Annotated in this window: 17 protein-coding genes and 1 pseudogene; 11 read left to right on the top strand and 7 right to left on the bottom strand. The window is 72.7% G+C overall.

Going from position 1 to position 16,794, the window contains the following annotated elements; genetic code table 11:
• Positions 1-9: 9 nt before the first annotated feature.
• Positions 10-975: a helix-turn-helix domain-containing protein gene (locus tag AB0L56_RS12040; protein ID WP_361025376.1), complete on the top strand. Its 966-nt coding sequence runs from the start codon at positions 10-12 to the stop codon at positions 973-975.
• On the opposite strand, the gene AB0L56_RS12035 is transcribed toward AB0L56_RS12040, so the two are convergent.
• Both AB0L56_RS12035 and AB0L56_RS12030 read right to left on the bottom strand, forming a co-directional pair.
• A complete protein-coding gene (locus tag AB0L56_RS12035) occupies positions 972-1,229 on the bottom strand; it encodes a DUF5133 domain-containing protein (protein WP_365421927.1) in 258 nt (85 codons plus the stop codon). The two genes, AB0L56_RS12040 and AB0L56_RS12035, sit on opposite strands and share 4 nt — an antisense overlap.
• 117 nt (positions 1,230-1,346) lie before the next feature.
• A pseudogene (locus AB0L56_RS12030) lies at positions 1,347-2,208 on the bottom strand (ATP-binding cassette domain-containing protein); the annotation flags it as partial.
• Between the two features lie 91 nt (positions 2,209-2,299).
• Between AB0L56_RS12030 and AB0L56_RS12025 the strand changes: the two are divergent.
• The 4 genes from AB0L56_RS12025 to AB0L56_RS12010 all read left to right on the top strand — a co-directional run bounded on the left by AB0L56_RS12025 (position 2,300) and on the right by AB0L56_RS12010 (position 5,648).
• Positions 2,300-2,713: a VOC family protein gene (locus tag AB0L56_RS12025; protein ID WP_361025367.1), complete on the top strand. Its 414-nt coding sequence runs from the start codon at positions 2,300-2,302 to the stop codon at positions 2,711-2,713.
• A 126-nt stretch (positions 2,714-2,839) separates the two neighbouring features.
• Positions 2,840-3,730: a Gfo/Idh/MocA family oxidoreductase gene (locus tag AB0L56_RS12020; RefSeq protein WP_365421924.1), complete on the top strand. Its 891-nt coding sequence runs from the start codon at positions 2,840-2,842 to the stop codon at positions 3,728-3,730.
• A 316-nt stretch (positions 3,731-4,046) separates the two neighbouring features.
• Positions 4,047-5,252: a glycoside hydrolase family 64 protein gene (locus AB0L56_RS12015; RefSeq protein WP_365421921.1), complete on the top strand. Its 1,206-nt coding sequence runs from the start codon at positions 4,047-4,049 to the stop codon at positions 5,250-5,252.
• Positions 5,253-5,441: 189 nt separating this feature from the next.
• Entirely contained in the window at positions 5,442-5,648 is a 207-nt protein-coding gene (locus AB0L56_RS12010; protein WP_361025358.1) for a hypothetical protein, read from the top strand.
• 81 nt (positions 5,649-5,729) lie between these two features.
• Here the strand turns inward: AB0L56_RS12010 and AB0L56_RS12005 are convergent, their stop codons facing one another.
• The 3 genes from AB0L56_RS12005 to AB0L56_RS11995 form a co-directional block, all read right to left on the bottom strand.
• Positions 5,730-6,203, bottom strand: coding sequence for a DUF5709 domain-containing protein (locus AB0L56_RS12005; protein WP_361025355.1), 474 nt, complete (start codon positions 6,201-6,203; stop codon positions 5,730-5,732).
• 163 nt (positions 6,204-6,366) lie between these two features.
• A complete protein-coding gene (locus tag AB0L56_RS12000; RefSeq protein WP_365421916.1) occupies positions 6,367-7,923 on the bottom strand; it encodes a hypothetical protein in 1,557 nt (518 codons plus the stop codon).
• A 170-nt stretch (positions 7,924-8,093) separates the two neighbouring features.
• Positions 8,094-8,831 (bottom strand): beta-phosphoglucomutase family hydrolase, encoded by a 738-nt coding sequence (locus AB0L56_RS11995; protein WP_365421914.1) that lies wholly within the window; start codon positions 8,829-8,831, stop codon positions 8,094-8,096.
• A 93-nt stretch (positions 8,832-8,924) separates the two neighbouring features.
• Between AB0L56_RS11995 and AB0L56_RS11990 the strand changes: the two genes are divergently transcribed.
• From AB0L56_RS11990 to AB0L56_RS11980, 3 genes are all read left to right on the top strand, one after another.
• On the top strand, positions 8,925-9,614 hold the full coding sequence (locus AB0L56_RS11990) for a nucleoside/nucleotide kinase family protein (RefSeq protein ID WP_365421911.1): 690 nt from the start codon (positions 8,925-8,927) through the stop codon (positions 9,612-9,614).
• Positions 9,615-9,629: 15 nt separating this feature from the next.
• Positions 9,630-10,133: a GNAT family N-acetyltransferase gene (locus AB0L56_RS11985; protein ID WP_365421908.1), complete on the top strand. Its 504-nt coding sequence runs from the start codon at positions 9,630-9,632 to the stop codon at positions 10,131-10,133.
• Between the two features lie 164 nt (positions 10,134-10,297).
• Positions 10,298-11,842 (top strand): phospholipid carrier-dependent glycosyltransferase, encoded by a 1,545-nt coding sequence (locus tag AB0L56_RS11980; RefSeq protein WP_365422101.1) that lies wholly within the window; start codon positions 10,298-10,300, stop codon positions 11,840-11,842.
• A 10-nt stretch (positions 11,843-11,852) separates the two neighbouring features.
• Here the strand turns inward: AB0L56_RS11980 and AB0L56_RS11975 are convergent, their stop codons facing one another.
• Entirely contained in the window at positions 11,853-12,266 is a 414-nt protein-coding gene (locus tag AB0L56_RS11975) for a DUF3662 domain-containing protein (protein ID WP_365421906.1), read from the bottom strand.
• A 63-nt stretch (positions 12,267-12,329) separates the two neighbouring features.
• A complete protein-coding gene (locus AB0L56_RS11970) occupies positions 12,330-12,491 on the bottom strand; it encodes a hypothetical protein (RefSeq protein WP_365421903.1) in 162 nt (53 codons plus the stop codon).
• A gap of 195 nt (positions 12,492-12,686) precedes the next feature.
• On the opposite strand from AB0L56_RS11970, the gene AB0L56_RS11965 reads away from it, so the two are divergent.
• The 3 genes from AB0L56_RS11965 (at position 12,687) to AB0L56_RS11955 (ending at position 16,771) form a co-directional block, all read left to right on the top strand.
• A complete protein-coding gene (locus AB0L56_RS11965) occupies positions 12,687-13,604 on the top strand; it encodes a MurR/RpiR family transcriptional regulator (RefSeq protein ID WP_361025334.1) in 918 nt (305 codons plus the stop codon).
• Between the two features lie 284 nt (positions 13,605-13,888).
• Positions 13,889-14,263, top strand: coding sequence for a hypothetical protein (locus tag AB0L56_RS11960; protein WP_361025331.1), 375 nt, complete (start codon positions 13,889-13,891; stop codon positions 14,261-14,263).
• Positions 14,264-14,365: 102 nt separating this feature from the next.
• Entirely contained in the window at positions 14,366-16,771 is a 2,406-nt protein-coding gene (locus AB0L56_RS11955) for a SpoIIE family protein phosphatase (protein WP_365421899.1), read from the top strand.
• The last annotated feature ends 23 nt before the right edge of the window (positions 16,772-16,794 follow it).

Here is a 16,794-nt window from a genome sequence, read left to right as displayed (position 1 = left end):
GTGGCGGTCATGCACCTCGTGGCGATTCTGGTTCTCGATGGCGTCGTGCCGTTCGACATGGCGGCGCCCATGCAGGTGTTCGACTGGACGCAGCTGCCCGACGGCCGGCAGCCCTACCGGGTCCGGCTGTGCGCCGAGCGGCCCGAGGTGACCGCGGACGGCGGCTTCGGCCTGCGCGTCGACCGAGGCCTGGAGGCGCTGGCCGACGCCGACACGATCATCGTCCCCGGCCGCGCTGAAGGCGCACCGCCGCCCTCCCCCGCCGTGCTCGCCGCGCTGCGGCGGGCGGCCGCGGCCGGCACCCGGATCGCCTCGGTGTGCGTGGGCGCCTTCGTGCTGGCAGAGGCCGGGCTGCTGGACGGCCGGCGTGCCACCACGCACTGGGTGGCCGCCGGGGCGCTCGCCCGGGACTTCCCCCGCGTCGACGTGCAGCCGGACGTGCTCTATGTCGACAACGGGCAGATCCTCACCTCGGCCGGCGCCGCCGCCGCGCTGGACATGTGCCTGCACATGATCCGCCGGGACCTGGGCTCGGCCGTGGCCGCGAACGCCGCCCGGATGTCGGTGATGCCGCTCGAACGGGAGGGCGGCCAGGCCCAGTTCATCGTGCACGAGCACCCGCCCGTGCCCCGCGGGTCCGCTCTGGAGCCGCTGCTGGACTGGATCGAGGACAACCTGGCCCACGAGGTGACGCTGAGCGCGATGGCGGCCCGCGCAGGGATGAGCGAGCGCACCTTCAGCCGGCGGTTCCGCGAGCAGACGGGCACCACGCCGTTGCAGTGGCTGCTGCGGGCCCGGGTGCGGCGCGCCCAGTATCTGCTGGAGAACAGCGACTACACGGTCGAACGGGTCGCGCAGCAGGCCGGTTTCGGATCGCCCACGGCGTTCCGCGAGCGCTTCCGCAAGGTGGTGGGCACGACGCCGTACGCCTACCGCTCGTCGTTCAAGGGGCGGCGCGCGGTCACCGCGAGCTAGACGGCCAGGGACAGGCCGTTCCCGCCGTCCGTCCGCCCGGCAGGGCCGGGCGCGGACCGGGTGCGCACGAGCAGCGCGTCGGCCTGCGCTATGGCGTCGTGGATACCGGACGCCCCCATCATCACGCAGAGCGTGTGGCTGACGTCGTTCAGCTCGCGCGCCGCCGCGGGCGTGTACCGCTCCGCCTGAGCGATCTGCAGCGTCGCGTACCGCGTCAGCAACTGTCTGACGACCTTCGGGTCCGGTCCGAGCACGAATGCGCCCCTCTCTGGTTGTTTTCGCTGCGTATGCCCGAACCAGGCGGAAGCACGCATCCCATGTGCTCAAGTGACCGCAATTGACCGAAAACAGCCGCACCCTCTCCGGGGCGGTCAGGCCACCTGCCCGCTGTGCAGCGCCGGATACGCCCGGCCCCCGGCGCAGTAGTTCCTTGGGCGTCCCGATCTCCTGGATGCGGCCGTCCGCCATCAACACGATCCGGTCGGTGCTGCGCACCGTGGACAGCTTGGCGCGCCGCGACGAACGTGGTGCGCCCGCGCCGAGGCCTCCTGCACCAGTGCCTTCGAGTGCGTGTCCAGCGCCGAGGTCGCCTCGTCCGGCACCAGCACCCTCGGGTCGCGGGTCAGGGCGCGGGCGATGGGCAGGCGCTCCCGCCGACCGCCGGAAAGCCGGGCGCCGCACTCCCCGGCCAGAGCGCCGAGTCCCTGGCGCAGTCGGTCGACGAACTTCAGCGCGTTGGCGTCGCGCAGCGCGGCCCGTACGGTCTCCGTGGGCGCCTCGGGAGCGGGCAAGTCCACTGTGCTCAGCCATCGGCTTCATCCGGCCGACCTCGGGGAGGCTGCTGCTCGACGGCACCGACATGAGCAGAGGGCGATGGTTTCGCCGGGGGGCGACATCCGAGGGGTGAAGTCCTGCACGGCGGGCCGCCCGCCGGTCTCGTAGGCGTGGCCGACGTCCTCGGAGGTGACCCCGCCGCGCAGCGCGCCGAGCCCCGCCTTGCCCTCGTCGCCATCGGTGATGCCCAGACGTCGTCGTACGAGATGAGCGCGGCGCCGGTCGGCACGCCACGCCGACCATCTTGAGGACGACCCACGCCGGCGAGCCGAAGCGGCCGTCGGCCAGGTCGGGGCGCGTCCCGGTGGTCAGCAGCCGGGCGAGGGTGCCGTTCATCCGGCGCAGCGGCTTGCCCTCCAGGCCGTAGGCGTGGGTGACCGGGATGAGCCGGGTCATCTCGCGGCGCTCCCGGCGGCGCCGCCGCGCGGGCGTGGGTGCTCGGCGCTACGCTGCGCGCAGTCGACCCTATGCACCGTTTCGGGAGGTACGTATGGCCTTGCTCCTCAACCCGTACCTGAGTTTCGACGGGAACGCGCGGCAGGCGATGGAGTTCTACAAGGAGGTCTTCGGCGGCGAGCTGCGTCTCAACACCTTCGGCGACGTCGGGCAGCCCGGGGCCGAGGGGTCCGACAAGATCATGCACGGCATGCTGAAGAGCGCCGAGGGCTTCACCCTGATGGGCGCCGACATGCCACCGGGCATGCAGTACAACCCGGGCAACAACTTCGCCGTGAGCCTCAGCGGCGAGGAGGAGGGAACGCTGCGCGGTTACTGGGACAAGCTGTCCGGGAGCGGCTCGGTGTCCGTGCCGCTGGAGAAGCAGATGTGGGGTGACGTGTTCGGGATGTGCACGGACCGCTTCGGCATTCCCTGGATGGTCAACATCAACCAGCCCGGGAACTGAACCCGCCGCCCCGCCTCTCCCGGCAGCTCACTGTTGACATGGCATTTCGGCAGGGATCATCGTTCTGACCCGAGCACGAGCAGCGCTCGGGTCCGGCGGACGCCGGCCCGCGGGAGAGGCGGCGGCATGCGGATCGGACTGCTGGGCACCGGGCCCTGGGCGCGGGTGGCACACGCCCCCGCTCTGAGCGGGCACCCGGACCTCGACTTCATCGGAGTGTGGGGCCGCCGTCCGGACGCCGCCGCGGAGCTGGCCAGGCTGCACGGCACCCGGGCCTACGACGACCTCGACACGCTCCTCGCCGACGTGGACGCTGTCGCCGTAGCGCTGCCGCCGGCGGTGCAGGCGGAGCTGGCCGTGCGCGCGGCGCGGGCGGGATGCCATCTGCTCCTCGACAAGCCGCTCGCACCGACGGTCGCCGAGGGCCGGGCGGTGGTCGAGGCCGCCGAGCGGGCCGGGGTCGCCTCGGTGGTCTTCTTCACCACCCGTTTCCAGCCCGGTCCTGAGGCGTGGATCGGCGAACAGGCCCGCGCCGGTGGCTGGTTCACCGGGCGGGCGCAGTGGCTCGGGGCGGTGTTCACCGCCGCGGACAGTCCCTTCGGCGCCTCGCCGTGGCGGCGGGAGAAGGGCGCCCTGTGGGACGTCGGCCCGCACGCCCTGTCCATACTGCTTCCGGTGCTCGGGGAACCGCGCAGGGTGACGGCGGCGGCATACGGCCCCGGTGACACCATCCATCTGGTCCTCGACCACGAGAGCGGCGCGTCCAGCAGCCTGACCTTGAGCCTGACCGCGCCCCCGGCCGCGGCCGGCGCCACAGTCGAACTGCACGGCGAGGCGGGGGTCACCCTGCTCCCGGAGTCCTCGGACGGAGCCGTCCCCGCCGTCACCCGGGCCGTGGACGCCCTGCTCACCGCTGCCCGGACCGGCATACCGCACCCCTGTGACGCGGCGTTCGCCCTGCGGATCACGCGGATCCTGGCCACGGCCGAGTCACTGCTGGACGGCGGGGCGCCCTGAGCGCGGCCCGCGCGGCCGTGTCCGCCGACTGCGGAACGGAGCGGTCCCGGCGCACTCCGTGTCGCCCGGGCCCGCCCGGCTTAAGAGCCCCTTAAACGCCGGTTAAGCAATCGGGGACGCTTCGTCGTTCGTTCAAGTAACCGCAGGTCAGGGCAGGTTGAGGACAAGTCGGACCGCTGGCGGGGGTCCGCCGGTGTCCCTACCATCGACCCCGCGCGCCCACCCCGACGCACTTCTGAGAGCGCTCTCTTAGATGCCTCCCCATGTCGGCCGGCGCCGTCAGGAACCCGCATGAGCCCTACAGGAGACCCCCCACATGACTCCTCGTCATCAGCGCAACCTCGGCCGCCGCAAGGTCCTCTTCGCTCTGGGCGGAGCCGCCGTGGCCCTCCCCGCGGCGGCGATGATCGCCCCGCACGCGCTGGCGGACCAGTCCGGAAAGCCGAAGGCGGGCACGGCAGCGGCCGGATCCCTGCCGCTGACGATCGTCAACAACAGCGGTTCCTTCGACAACGCCAACGTGCACCTCTACGTCGTCGGCAACGCGGACGGGCGCCAGGTGCGGCTCACCCCCGAGGGCACCGTCGTCCCCGTCGCCGCCTCCGACAACGGCCCCGACGGCTTCACCGACTACGCCATCAGCCTGTCCGGCAGCGGCGAGACCAAGCTCTCCCTGCCGTACATGTCCGGCCGGATCTACGTCTCCCTCGGCGCGAAGCTCAAGTTCAAGGCGGTCACCGACGGCAACGGCAACGCCGCGCTGCAGTACCCGGCCGGCTGGGTCACCTCCGACCCGAACTACGGCGTGCTGCACGACTGTGCGGAGTTCACCTACAACTCCTCGGGCATGTTCTGCAACACGACGATGGTCGACATGCTCAGCGTGCCGCTGAGCATCAGGCTCACCGGCTCCCAGGACCAGACGACCGGCACGATTCGCGAGGGCGGGCGCGCGGCGGCGTTCGCCGCCGTCAAGGAGGTCGAGGCGTTCTCCCCGCTGGTGGTGGACGACACGCGGATCATCGCCCCCGGCCACGGACTGGACGCCGGTCTGTTCGCCAAGGACTACCTCGCCCCGTACATCGACGAGGTATGGAGCACCTACACCGGCCGCGACCTCAAGATCACCACCAACGCGGGCACCTTCACCGGCCGGGTTCGCGGTGACCGGTTCACCTTCGACGGGCCCGCCCAGGTCTCCTTCGGCAAGCCGTCCACGCGCGACGTCCTCTTCTGCGACGGCGCCCTCGCCGCCCCCAACGACGGCACCACCGGTCCGGTCGCCGCGGTGCTCGGCGCCGGCTTCAACCGGTCGACGCTGCTCAGCCACCCCGACCAGCCGACGACCGACGCCTCGGACTTCTACCGGACCGAGATCACCAACCACTACTCCAAGGCCATGCACGCGGCGACGGAGGACGGCCGGGCGTACGGCTTCGCCTTCGACGACGTGGCCGACTTCGCCTCGTACATCCAGGACACCGCGCCGACGGGCCTGCGGCTGACGCTGACGGAGTTCTGAGGCAGTTCCAGGGCCGGAGCCGGGGCAGGTTTCCGGTGGGGCCGGGAAGGTACCCCGGGAGCCAGGAGGCGGCCCTTCACCGCGGTGCCGTGAGCGTTCCGGATGCACGGCGGTCTCCCGCGTTGAATGGTGGAGTATCGGACCCGATGACAGCACCGGGGCCGCAACAGCAGACCCGAGGAGCCAAAGATGTCGACGTCCCAGCCCGACGCGTCCGAGCAGTCCGAGGACCGTGCCACCCCGGACAGCCTGCTCCGCGCCCGCACCGGCACCGATGTGTCGCCGGAGGACCTGGTTCTTGCCTCCGGCAAGGACCTCACCCCCGAGAACCTCGCATGGGCCGAGCGCAAGCTCGCCGAAGAGGGGCCCGTCGCCCTGGAGAAGATGCTTCCCTGAATCCGCGCCCGCCCCTGGGCAGGACGGCGCCGCCGGCTCCCGTGCGTGCACGGACGTCGGCGCGCCGTATCCGGTGCCCGGTCAGGTGGTGTCCCGGTCCTCCGGGAGCGCCGTCTCGTCGACGACGTGCACCGCGGCCTCCTCCGCGCCCGCGGCTCCGCCGTCGATGCCCACGTCGTCGGCGACGGTCTCCTTGGTGGTGTCCGGCAGGACACCCTTGTCGGGGGCGACCAGGCGTCCGGCGCGGCTGGTGCCGGCCTCCGCGTCGACCGTTTCGTCCTCGCCGGTCACGTCGCCCGCCTCGTCCGCGGCGGACGCGGGGTCCGGCACCTCCTGGGCCAGTCGCTCGTCGAGGGTCTCGCGGTCGTGCTGCTCGGCGGCCGTGGTGCCGTGCTTGGTGACGCCGAGCGGCTTCTCCGGCGGGGAGTAGCCCTCCTCGAGGGTGTCGTCGTAGGTACGTTCGTCGACAGCGTCCTGCATGTCGAGCGGCGCGGCGTCTTCCTGCTCTTCGTAGGTGGGCTGGTAGGCGTCGTCGGCCATCGGGTTGGTTCCCATGGCGTCCTCCCTGGTCGCGCTGCGTCGGCTCGTTTCGGCTCGGGTATCCGGTCCGCGTTTCCCCTCACGCGCTCCCTAATCCCATGCGCCATCCCGTGCGCCATCCCGTGCGCCGGACGGCCGGGAGGGCTCCGGTGAGGTCAAAAACCACCCCGGGCCGACGTCACCGGGGCGTGCCGGAACCCGGGGCCGGGGCGATGCGGACGTCGAAGTCGCCGATCCGGTGGGCGGGCCAGGGCCGGGCGTAGCCGGGCGGGGTGCCGCCGGGGGCGGTGAGCGTGGCGACCGGGATGCGGTCGGCGGTGCGCAGGATCTCGGCGGCCGTGGTGTTCTCGTTGTTGCCGGAGGTGGCCCCGGAGGAGCAGCCGGTGTAGTAGCCGACGGGGATGGCCTCGCGGCCGGTGATCAGACAGGGCGGGCGGACTCCCAGCCGGTGCAGTGCGTCGGCCGTACGGGCCCAGTCGCGGCGGCTGTCGATGTTGCGGTCCACGGTGTACACCAGGACGGTCAGCTGGACGGTGAGATGGCCCGCGAGCGCGAGCGCGACCAGGGTCCTCGCGGTCGTCCGCCACCTCCCGCGCGGTGCCGTGACCAGGTGCCACAGGGCGTCGGCGACCGGGATCGCGAGCAGGGCGTAGGCGGGCTGCAGGAAGCGGGGTGCCGCGTACTCGATCATGAAGAGGTACGGGAACGCGGCGGTGGTGGCACAGGCCAGCGGAAGCAGGGTGCGCAGGGTGCGGCGGGCCCGCACGGCGAGGACCAGGCCGAGGATGGCGAGCAGCGGCAGGACGAACCACCACAGGGTGATCACCGGGTGGGGCATCGCCCCGGTGCACGGCCGGCACAGGGCGCGGCCGCCCAGGCTGCGCAGCTGGTCGTCCACGGCGATGTGCCGGCCGAGCCCGCCCTGGATGCGGGAGGCCTCGGCCAGCCGCTCCCCGAGGCCTCCGAAGGCCGTGTACGCCTCGATCACCCAGGGGGCCCCGCCCGCGGCCAGGCCGCCGGCGAGGGCGAGCAGTGACCGCCGGTGCCGGCCGGCGAGGGCGACGACGAGCAGCGGGACGGCCACCCAGAGGGCGTCCGTGGGCCGCATCAACGCCATGAGCGCGGTCCCCGCCGCGACGGCCCACAGCGGGCCGCCGGACGCGGGGGCCTGGGGCGAAGGTCCCGTCGTCCGCCCGGCAGACGGGACTTTCGCCACAGGCCCCAGGTCCGCGCGATGGCGCAGGAAGCCGCCCACGGCGATCAGCGCGCCGACGGCGACCCAGTAGTTGGGCATGGCCTGAGGGCCGTAGAAGAGGGTCACCCACAGGGAGGCGAAGACGGCGCCCGCGGTGACCAGGACCCGGGTCGGGAAGAGACCGCGCCAGGCGTGGAAGGCCAGGTGGAGGCCGACGCCGGAGAGCAGGGCGAGGTAGACGCGCAGCAGCACGGTGGACTCGGACCAGGACGCCACGGGTGCCACCAGAAGGGAGACGCCCCGGGAGCGCGGTGCGCTGAAGAAGGCGGCCGGATGGTGGGAGGTGACCTGGCTGATGTAGACGATCTCGTCCCAGCCGAGGCCCAGCACGGGGCGGACCAGGGCGAGTTGGGTGAGGGTGAAGACGGCGGCGAGCACCGCTAGCGGTCGGCCGGCGCGTGCGTTCCCGGAGGCGTCCCGCCCGGACCGCTGCTCGCGTCGTCGTGCCGCGGCGAGCAGGGCGCCGGCGCCGTCGGTCATCGTCCGTCCTTCGTTCGCGCACGTCAGGGGCGCCGGGTCGCAGAGCCGTGCGGTGTGAGGGCCGCATGACCGGGCGTCCGAAGATCATGGCCAACCTAACCCGCAGGGAACGGGCACGCAGGGCGATATACAGCCAACCGTCTCATCCCACCCGGAAGGCCCCCGCTCGCTCACCGATCACCCAGGAGTTCGGCCACATCCGTGACGACCACGTCGGCGCCGTGCGCGTACAGGGCGTCGGCCCGGCCCGCCCGGTCGACGCCGACGACGTATCCGAAGCCTCCGGCGCGGCCCGCGTCCATGCCGGCGAGCGCGTCCTCGAACACCGCGGCGCGGGACGGTTCCACACCGAGGTCCCGGGCGGCGGCGAGGAAGGTGTCGGGCCGCGGTTTCCCCGGCAGGCCGCGCTCGGCGGCGACCACCCCGTCGATCCGGACGTCGAAGAGGTGCTCGGCGTGGATCGACCGCAGTACCTCACGGCAGTTGGCGCTGGAGGAGACAATCGCCGTGCGCAGTCCCCGGGCGCGGACCGCCTCGATGTAGCGCAGGGTTCCGTCGTAGGCCGTCACGCCGCCGGCGCGGATCCTCTCCAGCAGCAGTTCGTTCTTGCGGTTGCCGAGGCCGTGCACGGTGTCGGCGTCGGGCGGGTCGTCCGGTGCGCCCTCGGGCAGTGTGATGTCACGGGAGGCGAGGAAGGTGCGTACGCCGTCGGCGCGCGGGAGGCCGTCGACGTACGCGTCGTAGTCGGCGTCGGTGAAGGGCCGGAAGGCGTCGCCTTCCCGCGCCCGGAGGAAGTCGTCGAACGTCTGCTTCCAGGCGGCCGCGTGCACATCGGCCGTCCTCGTGACGACGCCGTCGAGATCGAAGAGGCAGGCGAGGATGTCATCGGGCAGACCCAGATCCGTCATACCGGACACGGTTCCCCCTGCGGCGCCGGTCTGCGGGCGGCGCGGGCCACTCGGCGGAGGACCGCCCGCTTCCCAGGTGACACACTCTCCCGTGTGGCGCTGACCTTCGACGACCTCCTCCGCCGTGCCCGTGATCTCCCCCGGGAGGGGCGGCGCGCGATCCTCGGCATCGCCGGCAGCCCGGGCGCGGGCAAATCCACACTCGCCGCGCGGCTGGTGCGGGAGCTGAACGGCACCGGGGAGCCGTGGGTGGCGCATGTGCCGATGGACGGCTTCCACCTCGCCGACGCCGAACTCGACCGTCTCGGCCGCCGTGACCGCAAGGGCGCCCCGGACACCTTCGACGCGGCAGGCTACGCGGCGCTGCTGCGGCGGCTGCGCGAGGAGGAGTACGGCGATGTCGTGTACGCCCCCGGCTTCGAGCGGGTGCTGGAGCAGCCGCTCGCGGGAGCGGTCCCGGTGGAACCGGCCGTCCGGCTGGTGGTGACGGAGGGCAACTACCTGCTGCTGGGCTGCGGTGTCTGGGAGCGGGTGCGGGCGCAGCTGGACGAGGTCTGGTTCTGCGAACTGGACGAGACGGAGCGGCTGCGCCGGCTGGTCGCGCGGCACGAGGAGTTCGGCAAGAGTCACGAGGAGGCGGTGGCCTGGGTGGAGCGCTCGGACCGCCGCAACGCCGAACTGATCGCCCCGACCCGCGAGCGCGCCGACCTCGTGGTGCCGCAGTCCGCGCTGCCGGGCGCGTCCCGCCAGTCAGAACGGATTGGACGTGGTACGGCCCGCTGACGCAGGCTCTGGCCCATGATCAGAGCAGCCACCGTGGCCGACGTCCCCGAGATCCGTTCCATGATCCGCGAACTCGCCGCGTACGAACGGGCCGCGGAGCAGGCCCGCGCCACCGAGGAACAGCTCCGTACCGCCCTGTTCGGTGAGCACCCCGCCGCCCGCGTCCTGATCGCGGAGGACGACGACACCGGCGCGATCGCGGGCTTCGCCCTGTGGTTCCCGCGCTTCTCGACCTGGACCGGTACCCGGGGGATGCACCTGGAGGACCTCTACGTACGCCCGCACACACGGGGTGCCGGTCACGGCAGGGACCTGCTGGCGGCTCTCGCGCAGATCTGCCGGGAGAGCGGTTTCGAACGCTTCGAGTGGGTGGTTTTGGACTGGAACGAGCCGGCGATCGCGTTCTACGAGTCGCTCGGGGCGGAACTCCTGGAGGAGTGGAGGGTGTGCCGGCTGACCGGTGGCCCGCTGGAGGAGCTCGCCGCGCGGGCGCCGGTGGCCGGTAGCCGGGCGTTGTGACCCCGCGCGTACGGGCGGGGGTGCCACAGTAGGGGCCCATGAGGGGTCTGGTGGCGGCGCGCTTACGGAAGCCTGTCCTCGACGAGGGTGCGGGAGGCGCCGCCCCCGGGGGCCGCGGCCGGCGGTGGCCGGTGCTCGTGGTGGTGGTGCTGCTGCTCGGGCAGATGGCCGTGGCGATGGTGACGACCGCGGTGCGCCAGACGCCGACGATCGACGAGCCCGTGTACGTGGGCACGGCCGCCGTGTATCTGGAGGAGCACAGTCTGCGGTTCAACCCCGAGCATCCGCCGCTCGGGAAACTGCTGATCGCCGCCGGGGTGGCGGTCGCCGGTCCGCACCTGGAACCGGGATTCGACGGCGACCAGAGCGCGTTGGGACGGCGGCTGCTGTACGAGTCGGGCAACGACCCGTGGCGGGTCATGTTCTGGGCGCGCCTGCCGGTGATCGTCCTGACGCTGCTGTTCGGGCTGGTCGTCTTCGCCTTCGCGCGGGAACTGGTGGGCATGGCGGGGGCGTTGGTGGCGCTCGCGCTGTACTGCCTCTCCCCCGACGTGATCGCGCACGGTTCGCTGGCCACACTCGATGTGCCGGCCGCCGGGTTCGTGCTGACCTCGGTGTGGCTGTTGTGGCGGGCACGACGGCGACCGCGGGTCCATCTGCCGCTCGCCGCGGCCGCGTTCGGGGCGGCGCTGGCCGTCAAGATGAGCGTGCTGCCCGCCGCGCCGGTGCTGGTGCTGACGGCGGCCGTGGCGGTGTGGTGCGCCTCCACCGGCGACCGGTGGCGCCGGCTGGGGCGGGCTGCCGCGGCCGCCGCGGTGTTCGCCCTGATCGCGGTCGCCGTGGTCTGGGCCGTGTACCTGACCGTGGATCCCCGGCTGCGCTGGGATCCGCAGCAGCCGGTGCCCGTGGTGCGGGGACTGCGGGGGCTGTTCGTGGAACTGCTGCCGTTCCCGGAGGCCTACCGGGACGGCCTGCGCGTCCAGTTCAACCTCGAGTACTGGGCGTGGGAGGGCTTTCTGTTCGGGCGGGTGTACACCGGCTCGCTCTGGTACTACCTGCCGGCCGCGCTGCTGGTGAAGACGCCGCTCGGCATGCTCGTGCTGTGGGCCGCGGGCGCCGTCGTACTGCTGGCGGTGCGGCGGCTGCGGCCCGCGGCGGCGCATCTGCTGCCGGTACCCGCGGTCCTGCTGGCCGCCGCGATGTACGGGTCACGGGACTTCGGCACCCGGTACGCCGTGTTCCTGCCGATGTTCCTGGCGGTGGCGGCGGGGTGCGTGCCGGGGGTGCGGTGGCGGTGGGCTCCCCCGGTGACGGCGCTGCTCGTCGCGTTCGTCGCGGTGAGCTCGCTGCGGGCCTTTCCCTACTATCTCCCGTACTCCAACGAGGCGTTCGGCGGTCCGTCGAAGACCCGGCTGCGGCTGCACGACTCCAACGTGGACTGGGGCCAGGACCTCGGCCGGCTCGCCGACCGGCTGCGGGACCGGTACCGGGGCGAGCGGATCTGGCTGGTCTACAAGGGCAGCGGGGTGCCCTCGTACTACGGCATCGACGCGGACGATCCGCTCCGGGTGCCGCCCGAGGAGGTGCACGGGATCCTGGCGGTGTCGGACTCCGCCGCGGCCAAGGCGGCGGGGCGGCTGGCCGAGCTGATCGGAAGCAGCCGCCCGGTGGACGACGTCGGGCACTCGATCACGGTCTACCGGCGTTGAGCGCGGGGCGTCAGCCCTGCCCCGGCGCCCCGGCCCGCTGGAAGCCGTCCGCGCTGACATGCGGCATCACGCTGCTCGCCACACGGTACCGGCCGTTGGGCACGTCGGCGGACCGGTGGACGTGCACGGCGAGCGGGCCCGCCCATTCGTAGCCCTGACGTGCCGCGTGCCGGGCCAGCCGGTCGGTGAGCACCTGCCCGACGCGGCCGCCCCGGCGCGTCAGTTCCTCGTGCACGGGGCCGGCCAGTTCCACGTCGTAGGCGTTGGGGACCATGACCCGGCCCGCCCGGCACACCACGGCCTTGCTGTCGCACTCGCGGCGCAGGGCGTCGACGAGTTCGACCGGGTCCCGGCCGGACATGCGCGCCCACAGCGCCTGCCATCGGTTTTCCAGTGCCTCTTCCAGCGCGCTCAGGGCGCTCATGGTGTCACCTGCCCAATCGTCGTCGCGTCGAGGTCGGGATGGGATGGGGTGTTCCTGGTCCGGTCAGCGCTCGTCGTAGTCGTCGGGGCTGATCTCGGCCTCCTCCAGTGCTTCGCGCATCGTGCGGCCGGTGGCGCCCTGCGCACGCGTCTCGTTGTCCTCACGCTGCTCGATCGTGTCGTCGGTGTCCCGGGTCTTCGGCCGGTTCTCCTCGGGGACGGTCATGTCCGGTGGCTCCTCGTGCTCCCTGGGGTGTGCTTCGTTGCGCTCTGGGGTTTCATTCGTCGCGCTGTGCCGCGAGTTCCCCGAAGAGGCGTGGGTATCCCCGGGAAAGCGGGCCGGTGCGCTCCGGCGAGCGGGCTGGTCACCACGGTGCGTCGGCTATGTTGAATCCTCGTGGGAGACGAAGGAGGCACACCGGTGCCATCGCCGCAGCAGGCACGCGCACAGGCATCCGCGATCACCTCGGGGAAAGCGGGCCAGGACACGGAGATGTCCCCGACTGCCCAGCTCCACGCGCTGTTCGACCGCCCCCGGCTCTCCCCCGGCCAGCGACGCATCGCCCAGTATCTGATCGAGCACATCGCGGAGGCGGCGTTCCTGTCGATCACGGACCTCGCGGACCGGGTCGGGGTGAGCCAGCCCTCGGTGACCCGGTTCGCCTCGGCGGTCGGCCTCAGCGGCTACCCCGCGCTGCGGGAGAAGCTCCAGTCGATCACCCTCGGCACCCGTACCGGCGCTCCCGCCGAGGAGATCCGGGGGAACGAACTCCAGGCGGCGGTCGACGCCGAGATCGAGAACCTGGAGAACCTGCGGCGGGACTTCGCCGACGCCGACCGGGTCATCGAGGCGGGACGTGCGCTGTCCGCGTCCACGCCGCTCACCGTCCTCGGTCTTCGCATCTCCGTCTCCCTGGCCGAGTACTTCGCCTACGCCGCCCGGCGTATCCACCCGGACGTACGGCTTGTGACGCGGGGCGGCAGTGTCGCCTACGACGCCCTGCTGCAGTCGCGGGAAGCGGGCGGCACCTGGGTGCTGGCCTTCTCCATGCCGCGGCACGCCCAGGAGACCCTGACAGCGGTGCGGGTGGCGCGCAGCGCCGGGCTGAAGGTCGCGCTGATCACCGATCTGGCGCTGGGTCCGCTGGTGGACGAGGCCGACATCACCTTCGCCACCGGCACCGGTTCCCGGCTGGTCTTCGACTCCTATGCGGCTCCGGGCGTGATGTGCGCGGCGCTGCTCCAGGCGATGACGGACGCGGATCCGGAGCGGACGCAGGCCCGGCTCGACGAGTACGAGCACGTGGCCTATGAGCACCAGTTCTTCCTGAAGGACTGATCCGCCGCCTGCCCGCCCGCGGCATCTCCGGATCAAAGCACGCATGAATGTTTTCATGCGTCTTGCCAACCAGGTGGCATATATAAATACTGCTCGCGGATGACACCGGTTCCGACCGGGCTCCTGCGCGAACACCCGAAGCCGCCGGGTCCTACCCGCTCCGGCGGCCAGGGTGTTCGGCCGGGCATCCCCTGCCCGGCCACCCGTGGCGGCCCCGGTCATCCCCTAGGCCGGGGCCGCCCCAGCCCGTCGTCCACGCCGACGACGCCGCACACCCGGAAGCGATGATCATGCCCCTGATGTCCACGCGCCTCGGTCCCGACTGGCCCGGCCAGGTCAAGGCCCCCGGCAGCTACGACTGGGAACGCTCGGCGGCCAAGTGGCTGCGCGAGCTGGTGCCTGCGCGCTACGCGAGCTACCCGGCGTTCATCCGGCACCCCGTCCTGCTGGCCCGGCACGCCCAGCTGCAGATCGAGCACGAGATCCGGGTAGCCCGCACCGCCCTGCAGACCGCCCGGGCCGATCTGCCCCGGCTGGGGCTGCACGAGGGGGTCATCGAGCATTCCATCAAGCTCTACGCGGCCGAGGTCATGCAGCTCCAGCACCTCGCCCGCAGCGTACGGGCGGTCACCCGGGCCCTGGCCGAAAACGGCCGCTGACCGGGCTCCGGCCCCGCCCGGAAGCCCGACGGGCCGGCCCTTCCGGGAATCCGGCGGAACGAGCCGGTCAACGAACCGGGACTGGTGTGCGATGCTCGTCGCGTGAAGCGCGAGCCCATAGTCCCGAAGGAGTCCGGAACCGTACCGGACCTGGTGGAACTGGCCAGGGTCGTCGCCCAGCAGCGCGCCGAACTGGACCGGCTGCGCGAGCAGGCCGCGACCTCGGCGGTCGTGGAGCGCGCCAAGGGTGTCGTGATCGCCCTGACCGGCTGCTCCGCCGAGACCGCGGGCGAGACCCTGCTCCAGCGCGCCAAGGCGGCCCGTCGCACCCTGCTCGAGGAGTGCTGGATCACCCTCGGCGAACTGGCCCCCGCCCGGTTCGGCAACGGCACGGCCCGGAGGCGACCCGGGAACCGGCAGGACGGTATGGCGGACGGTCTCCCCGCCGTCGATCCGCCGGCATCCGCCTCCGCGCCCGACGACGTCGCCGACGCGCTGGGCTGTCTCGGCCGGGCCCTCGTCCACGTGGAGACGCACCAGCACCTGGCCCGCTGTCTGCTCGACCACCTCGGTCCGGACCTGGGCGCCGACTCGGTTCTGATCTACGTCCGCCGAACCGGAGGCGGCGTCGAACTGCTCGGGCACGCGGGTGTCGACGAGCAGCTCGCAGCGCAGTGGCGTCAGGTGCCCCCGTTCAGCGGGGTCGCGGTGCTGGACGCCCTGGACGCCGGGGAACCCCGCTGGCTGGAGGACTTCGCCGAGGACAGCGCGCGCTACCTGCTGATCGGTGAACCGCCCGAGCGGTGGCGGTCCCGGGCCTGGCTGCCGCTGTCCGCCGGGGACGGCTCCGAGATCTGCATCGGTGTGCTGCGTGGCCGCCCCGGCCGCTTCACCCCGCGCGACCGCGCCCATCTGCGGGGAGCCGTACGGCTGTGCGCCGGACGGCTGCGTACCCTCACCTCCGCCGCGGAGCCGACGCCCGCGGCCTCCGCGGACGCCGTCCAGGCGCTGTTCGCCGCGCTGCCGGTGCCGGCGATGCTGCTGACCCCGCTGCGCGACCCCTCCGGCGACCCCCAGGACTTCCGTGTCGACGCCGCCACGCCCCAGGTGGCCGACCTGCTGGGCGGCACGGGCGACGACCCGACCGGGTGCCGGCTGCTGGAGGTCTGGCCCGGACTGGCGGACGCGCCGGTGTGGCAGGGCTGCCTGGACACCATGGCGGGCGGGGAGACGTACGAGAGCGAGCCGTTCGCCCACCAGGAGATGGTGGACGGCGCCGCCGAGCTCACCACCTACTCGGTACGGGTGACCCGGCTGGAGGACGCGCTGGTCGTGACCTGGGTCCGGCACGCCTCCTCCGACCGGCAGGAGCAGCGGCTCGCGGAACTCCAGCGGCTGGGCAATCTCGGCTGGGCGAACTGGAACCTGGCGACGGGCGAGGCGTCCTGGTCGTCGCAGGTCTTCCAGATCCTCGGCCGGGACCCCGCCGAGGGCCCGGTCCCGCTGAACGGCCTGCCCGCACTCGCGCTGCCGGACGACCGGGCCTCGCTGCGCCGTGCCGTCGGGGCCCTGGCCCGTGAGGGGGAGCCGTTCGACGTCCCGTTCCGGGTCCGGGGCCCGCGCGGCGTCCGGCATCTGCGGCTCGTGGTCGAAGTGGTCGCCGACGGGCGCGGCACACCGGTCGAGGCGCACGGCATCGTGCAGGACCTGACCGCGCGGCGGCGGGCCGAGCTCGCCCTGAGGGAGAGCGAGCGGGCGATGCTCACCCAGCACGACGTGCTGCAGTCCGAACGCGTCCTGGTCGCGCGTTTGCAGAACGCGCTGCTGCCTCTGCCCGAGCGGAAGGTGGACCTCGCCGGGCTGCGCGTCGAGGTCGCCTACCTCCCGGCGCAGGCGGACATCCATGTCGGAGGCGACTGGTTCAGCGCCATCGAACTGCCCGACGGCGACGCGCTGTTCGTCGTCGGTGATGTGGCCGGGCACGGGGTGGACGCCGTCGCCACCATGGCCCAACTGCGGTTCACCACCAAGGGCATGGTCATCACCGGCTCCTCGCTGACCGGCGCGCTCACCCGGCTCAACACCCTGCTGCTGCACTCCCGCGACTCCCACGGCACCGCGACCATGGTCCTGGCCCGCTACCGGCCCGCGGAGCGGCGGCTGTCGTGGACCCAGGCGGGGCACACCCCGCCCCTGCTGGTGCGCGGCGGCGAGGTCAGCTATCTGCGCCGGCCCCCGGGCATGCTGCTCGGCGCGACCGCCACGCCGCGTTTCGAGGAGGCCGAGTGCCTGCTCGAACCGGGCGACCGGGTGCTGTTCTACACGGACGGTCTGGTGGAGCGCCCCCCGGAGAACATCGACGTGGGACTCGCACGGCTCGCGGAGGCCGTCACCGCCCACCCGGACGACGAACTCGGGTCCCTGGGCACGCTGCTGGACGCGATGCTGGAGGACGAACGGCGCGACGACGTGTGCGTGCTGGACATCCGTGTGCCAGAGGAACGGTAGCCGTGCGGTAGCCGCCGTCCGGG

This window comes from Streptomyces sp. NPDC052079, from assembly GCF_040680275.1.
Lineage (GTDB): Bacteria > Actinomycetota > Actinomycetes > Streptomycetales > Streptomycetaceae > Streptomyces.
The sequence above is the reverse complement of the archived record's forward strand: the minus strand, read 5'-3'. Positions and strand labels throughout refer to the sequence as shown.

What these genes read in the sequence shown, in the direction of transcription:
- AB0L56_RS12040 (WP_361025376.1), top strand. Translation starts at nt 10, where the DNA reads ATGCACCTCGTGGCGATTCTGGTTCTCGATGGCGTCGTGCCGTTCGAC.
- AB0L56_RS12025 (WP_361025367.1), top strand. Translation starts at nt 2,300, where the DNA reads ATGGCCTTGCTCCTCAACCCGTACCTGAGTTTCGACGGGAACGCGCGG.
- AB0L56_RS12020 (WP_365421924.1), top strand. Translation starts at nt 2,840, where the DNA reads ATGCGGATCGGACTGCTGGGCACCGGGCCCTGGGCGCGGGTGGCACAC.
- AB0L56_RS12015 (WP_365421921.1), top strand. Translation starts at nt 4,047, where the DNA reads ATGACTCCTCGTCATCAGCGCAACCTCGGCCGCCGCAAGGTCCTCTTC.
- AB0L56_RS12010 (WP_361025358.1), top strand. Translation starts at nt 5,442, where the DNA reads ATGTCGACGTCCCAGCCCGACGCGTCCGAGCAGTCCGAGGACCGTGCC.
- AB0L56_RS12005 (WP_361025355.1), bottom strand. Translation starts at nt 6,203, where the DNA reads ATGGGAACCAACCCGATGGCCGACGACGCCTACCAGCCCACCTACGAA.
- AB0L56_RS12000 (WP_365421916.1), bottom strand. Translation starts at nt 7,923, where the DNA reads ATGACCGACGGCGCCGGCGCCCTGCTCGCCGCGGCACGACGACGCGAG.
- AB0L56_RS11995 (WP_365421914.1), bottom strand. Translation starts at nt 8,831, where the DNA reads ATGACGGATCTGGGTCTGCCCGATGACATCCTCGCCTGCCTCTTCGAT.
- AB0L56_RS11985 (WP_365421908.1), top strand. Translation starts at nt 9,630, where the DNA reads ATGATCAGAGCAGCCACCGTGGCCGACGTCCCCGAGATCCGTTCCATG.
- AB0L56_RS11980 (WP_365422101.1), top strand. Translation starts at nt 10,298, where the DNA reads ATGGCCGTGGCGATGGTGACGACCGCGGTGCGCCAGACGCCGACGATC.
- AB0L56_RS11975 (WP_365421906.1), bottom strand. Translation starts at nt 12,266, where the DNA reads ATGAGCGCCCTGAGCGCGCTGGAAGAGGCACTGGAAAACCGATGGCAG.
- AB0L56_RS11970 (WP_365421903.1), bottom strand. Translation starts at nt 12,491, where the DNA reads ATGACCGTCCCCGAGGAGAACCGGCCGAAGACCCGGGACACCGACGAC.
- AB0L56_RS11960 (WP_361025331.1), top strand. Translation starts at nt 13,889, where the DNA reads ATGATCATGCCCCTGATGTCCACGCGCCTCGGTCCCGACTGGCCCGGC.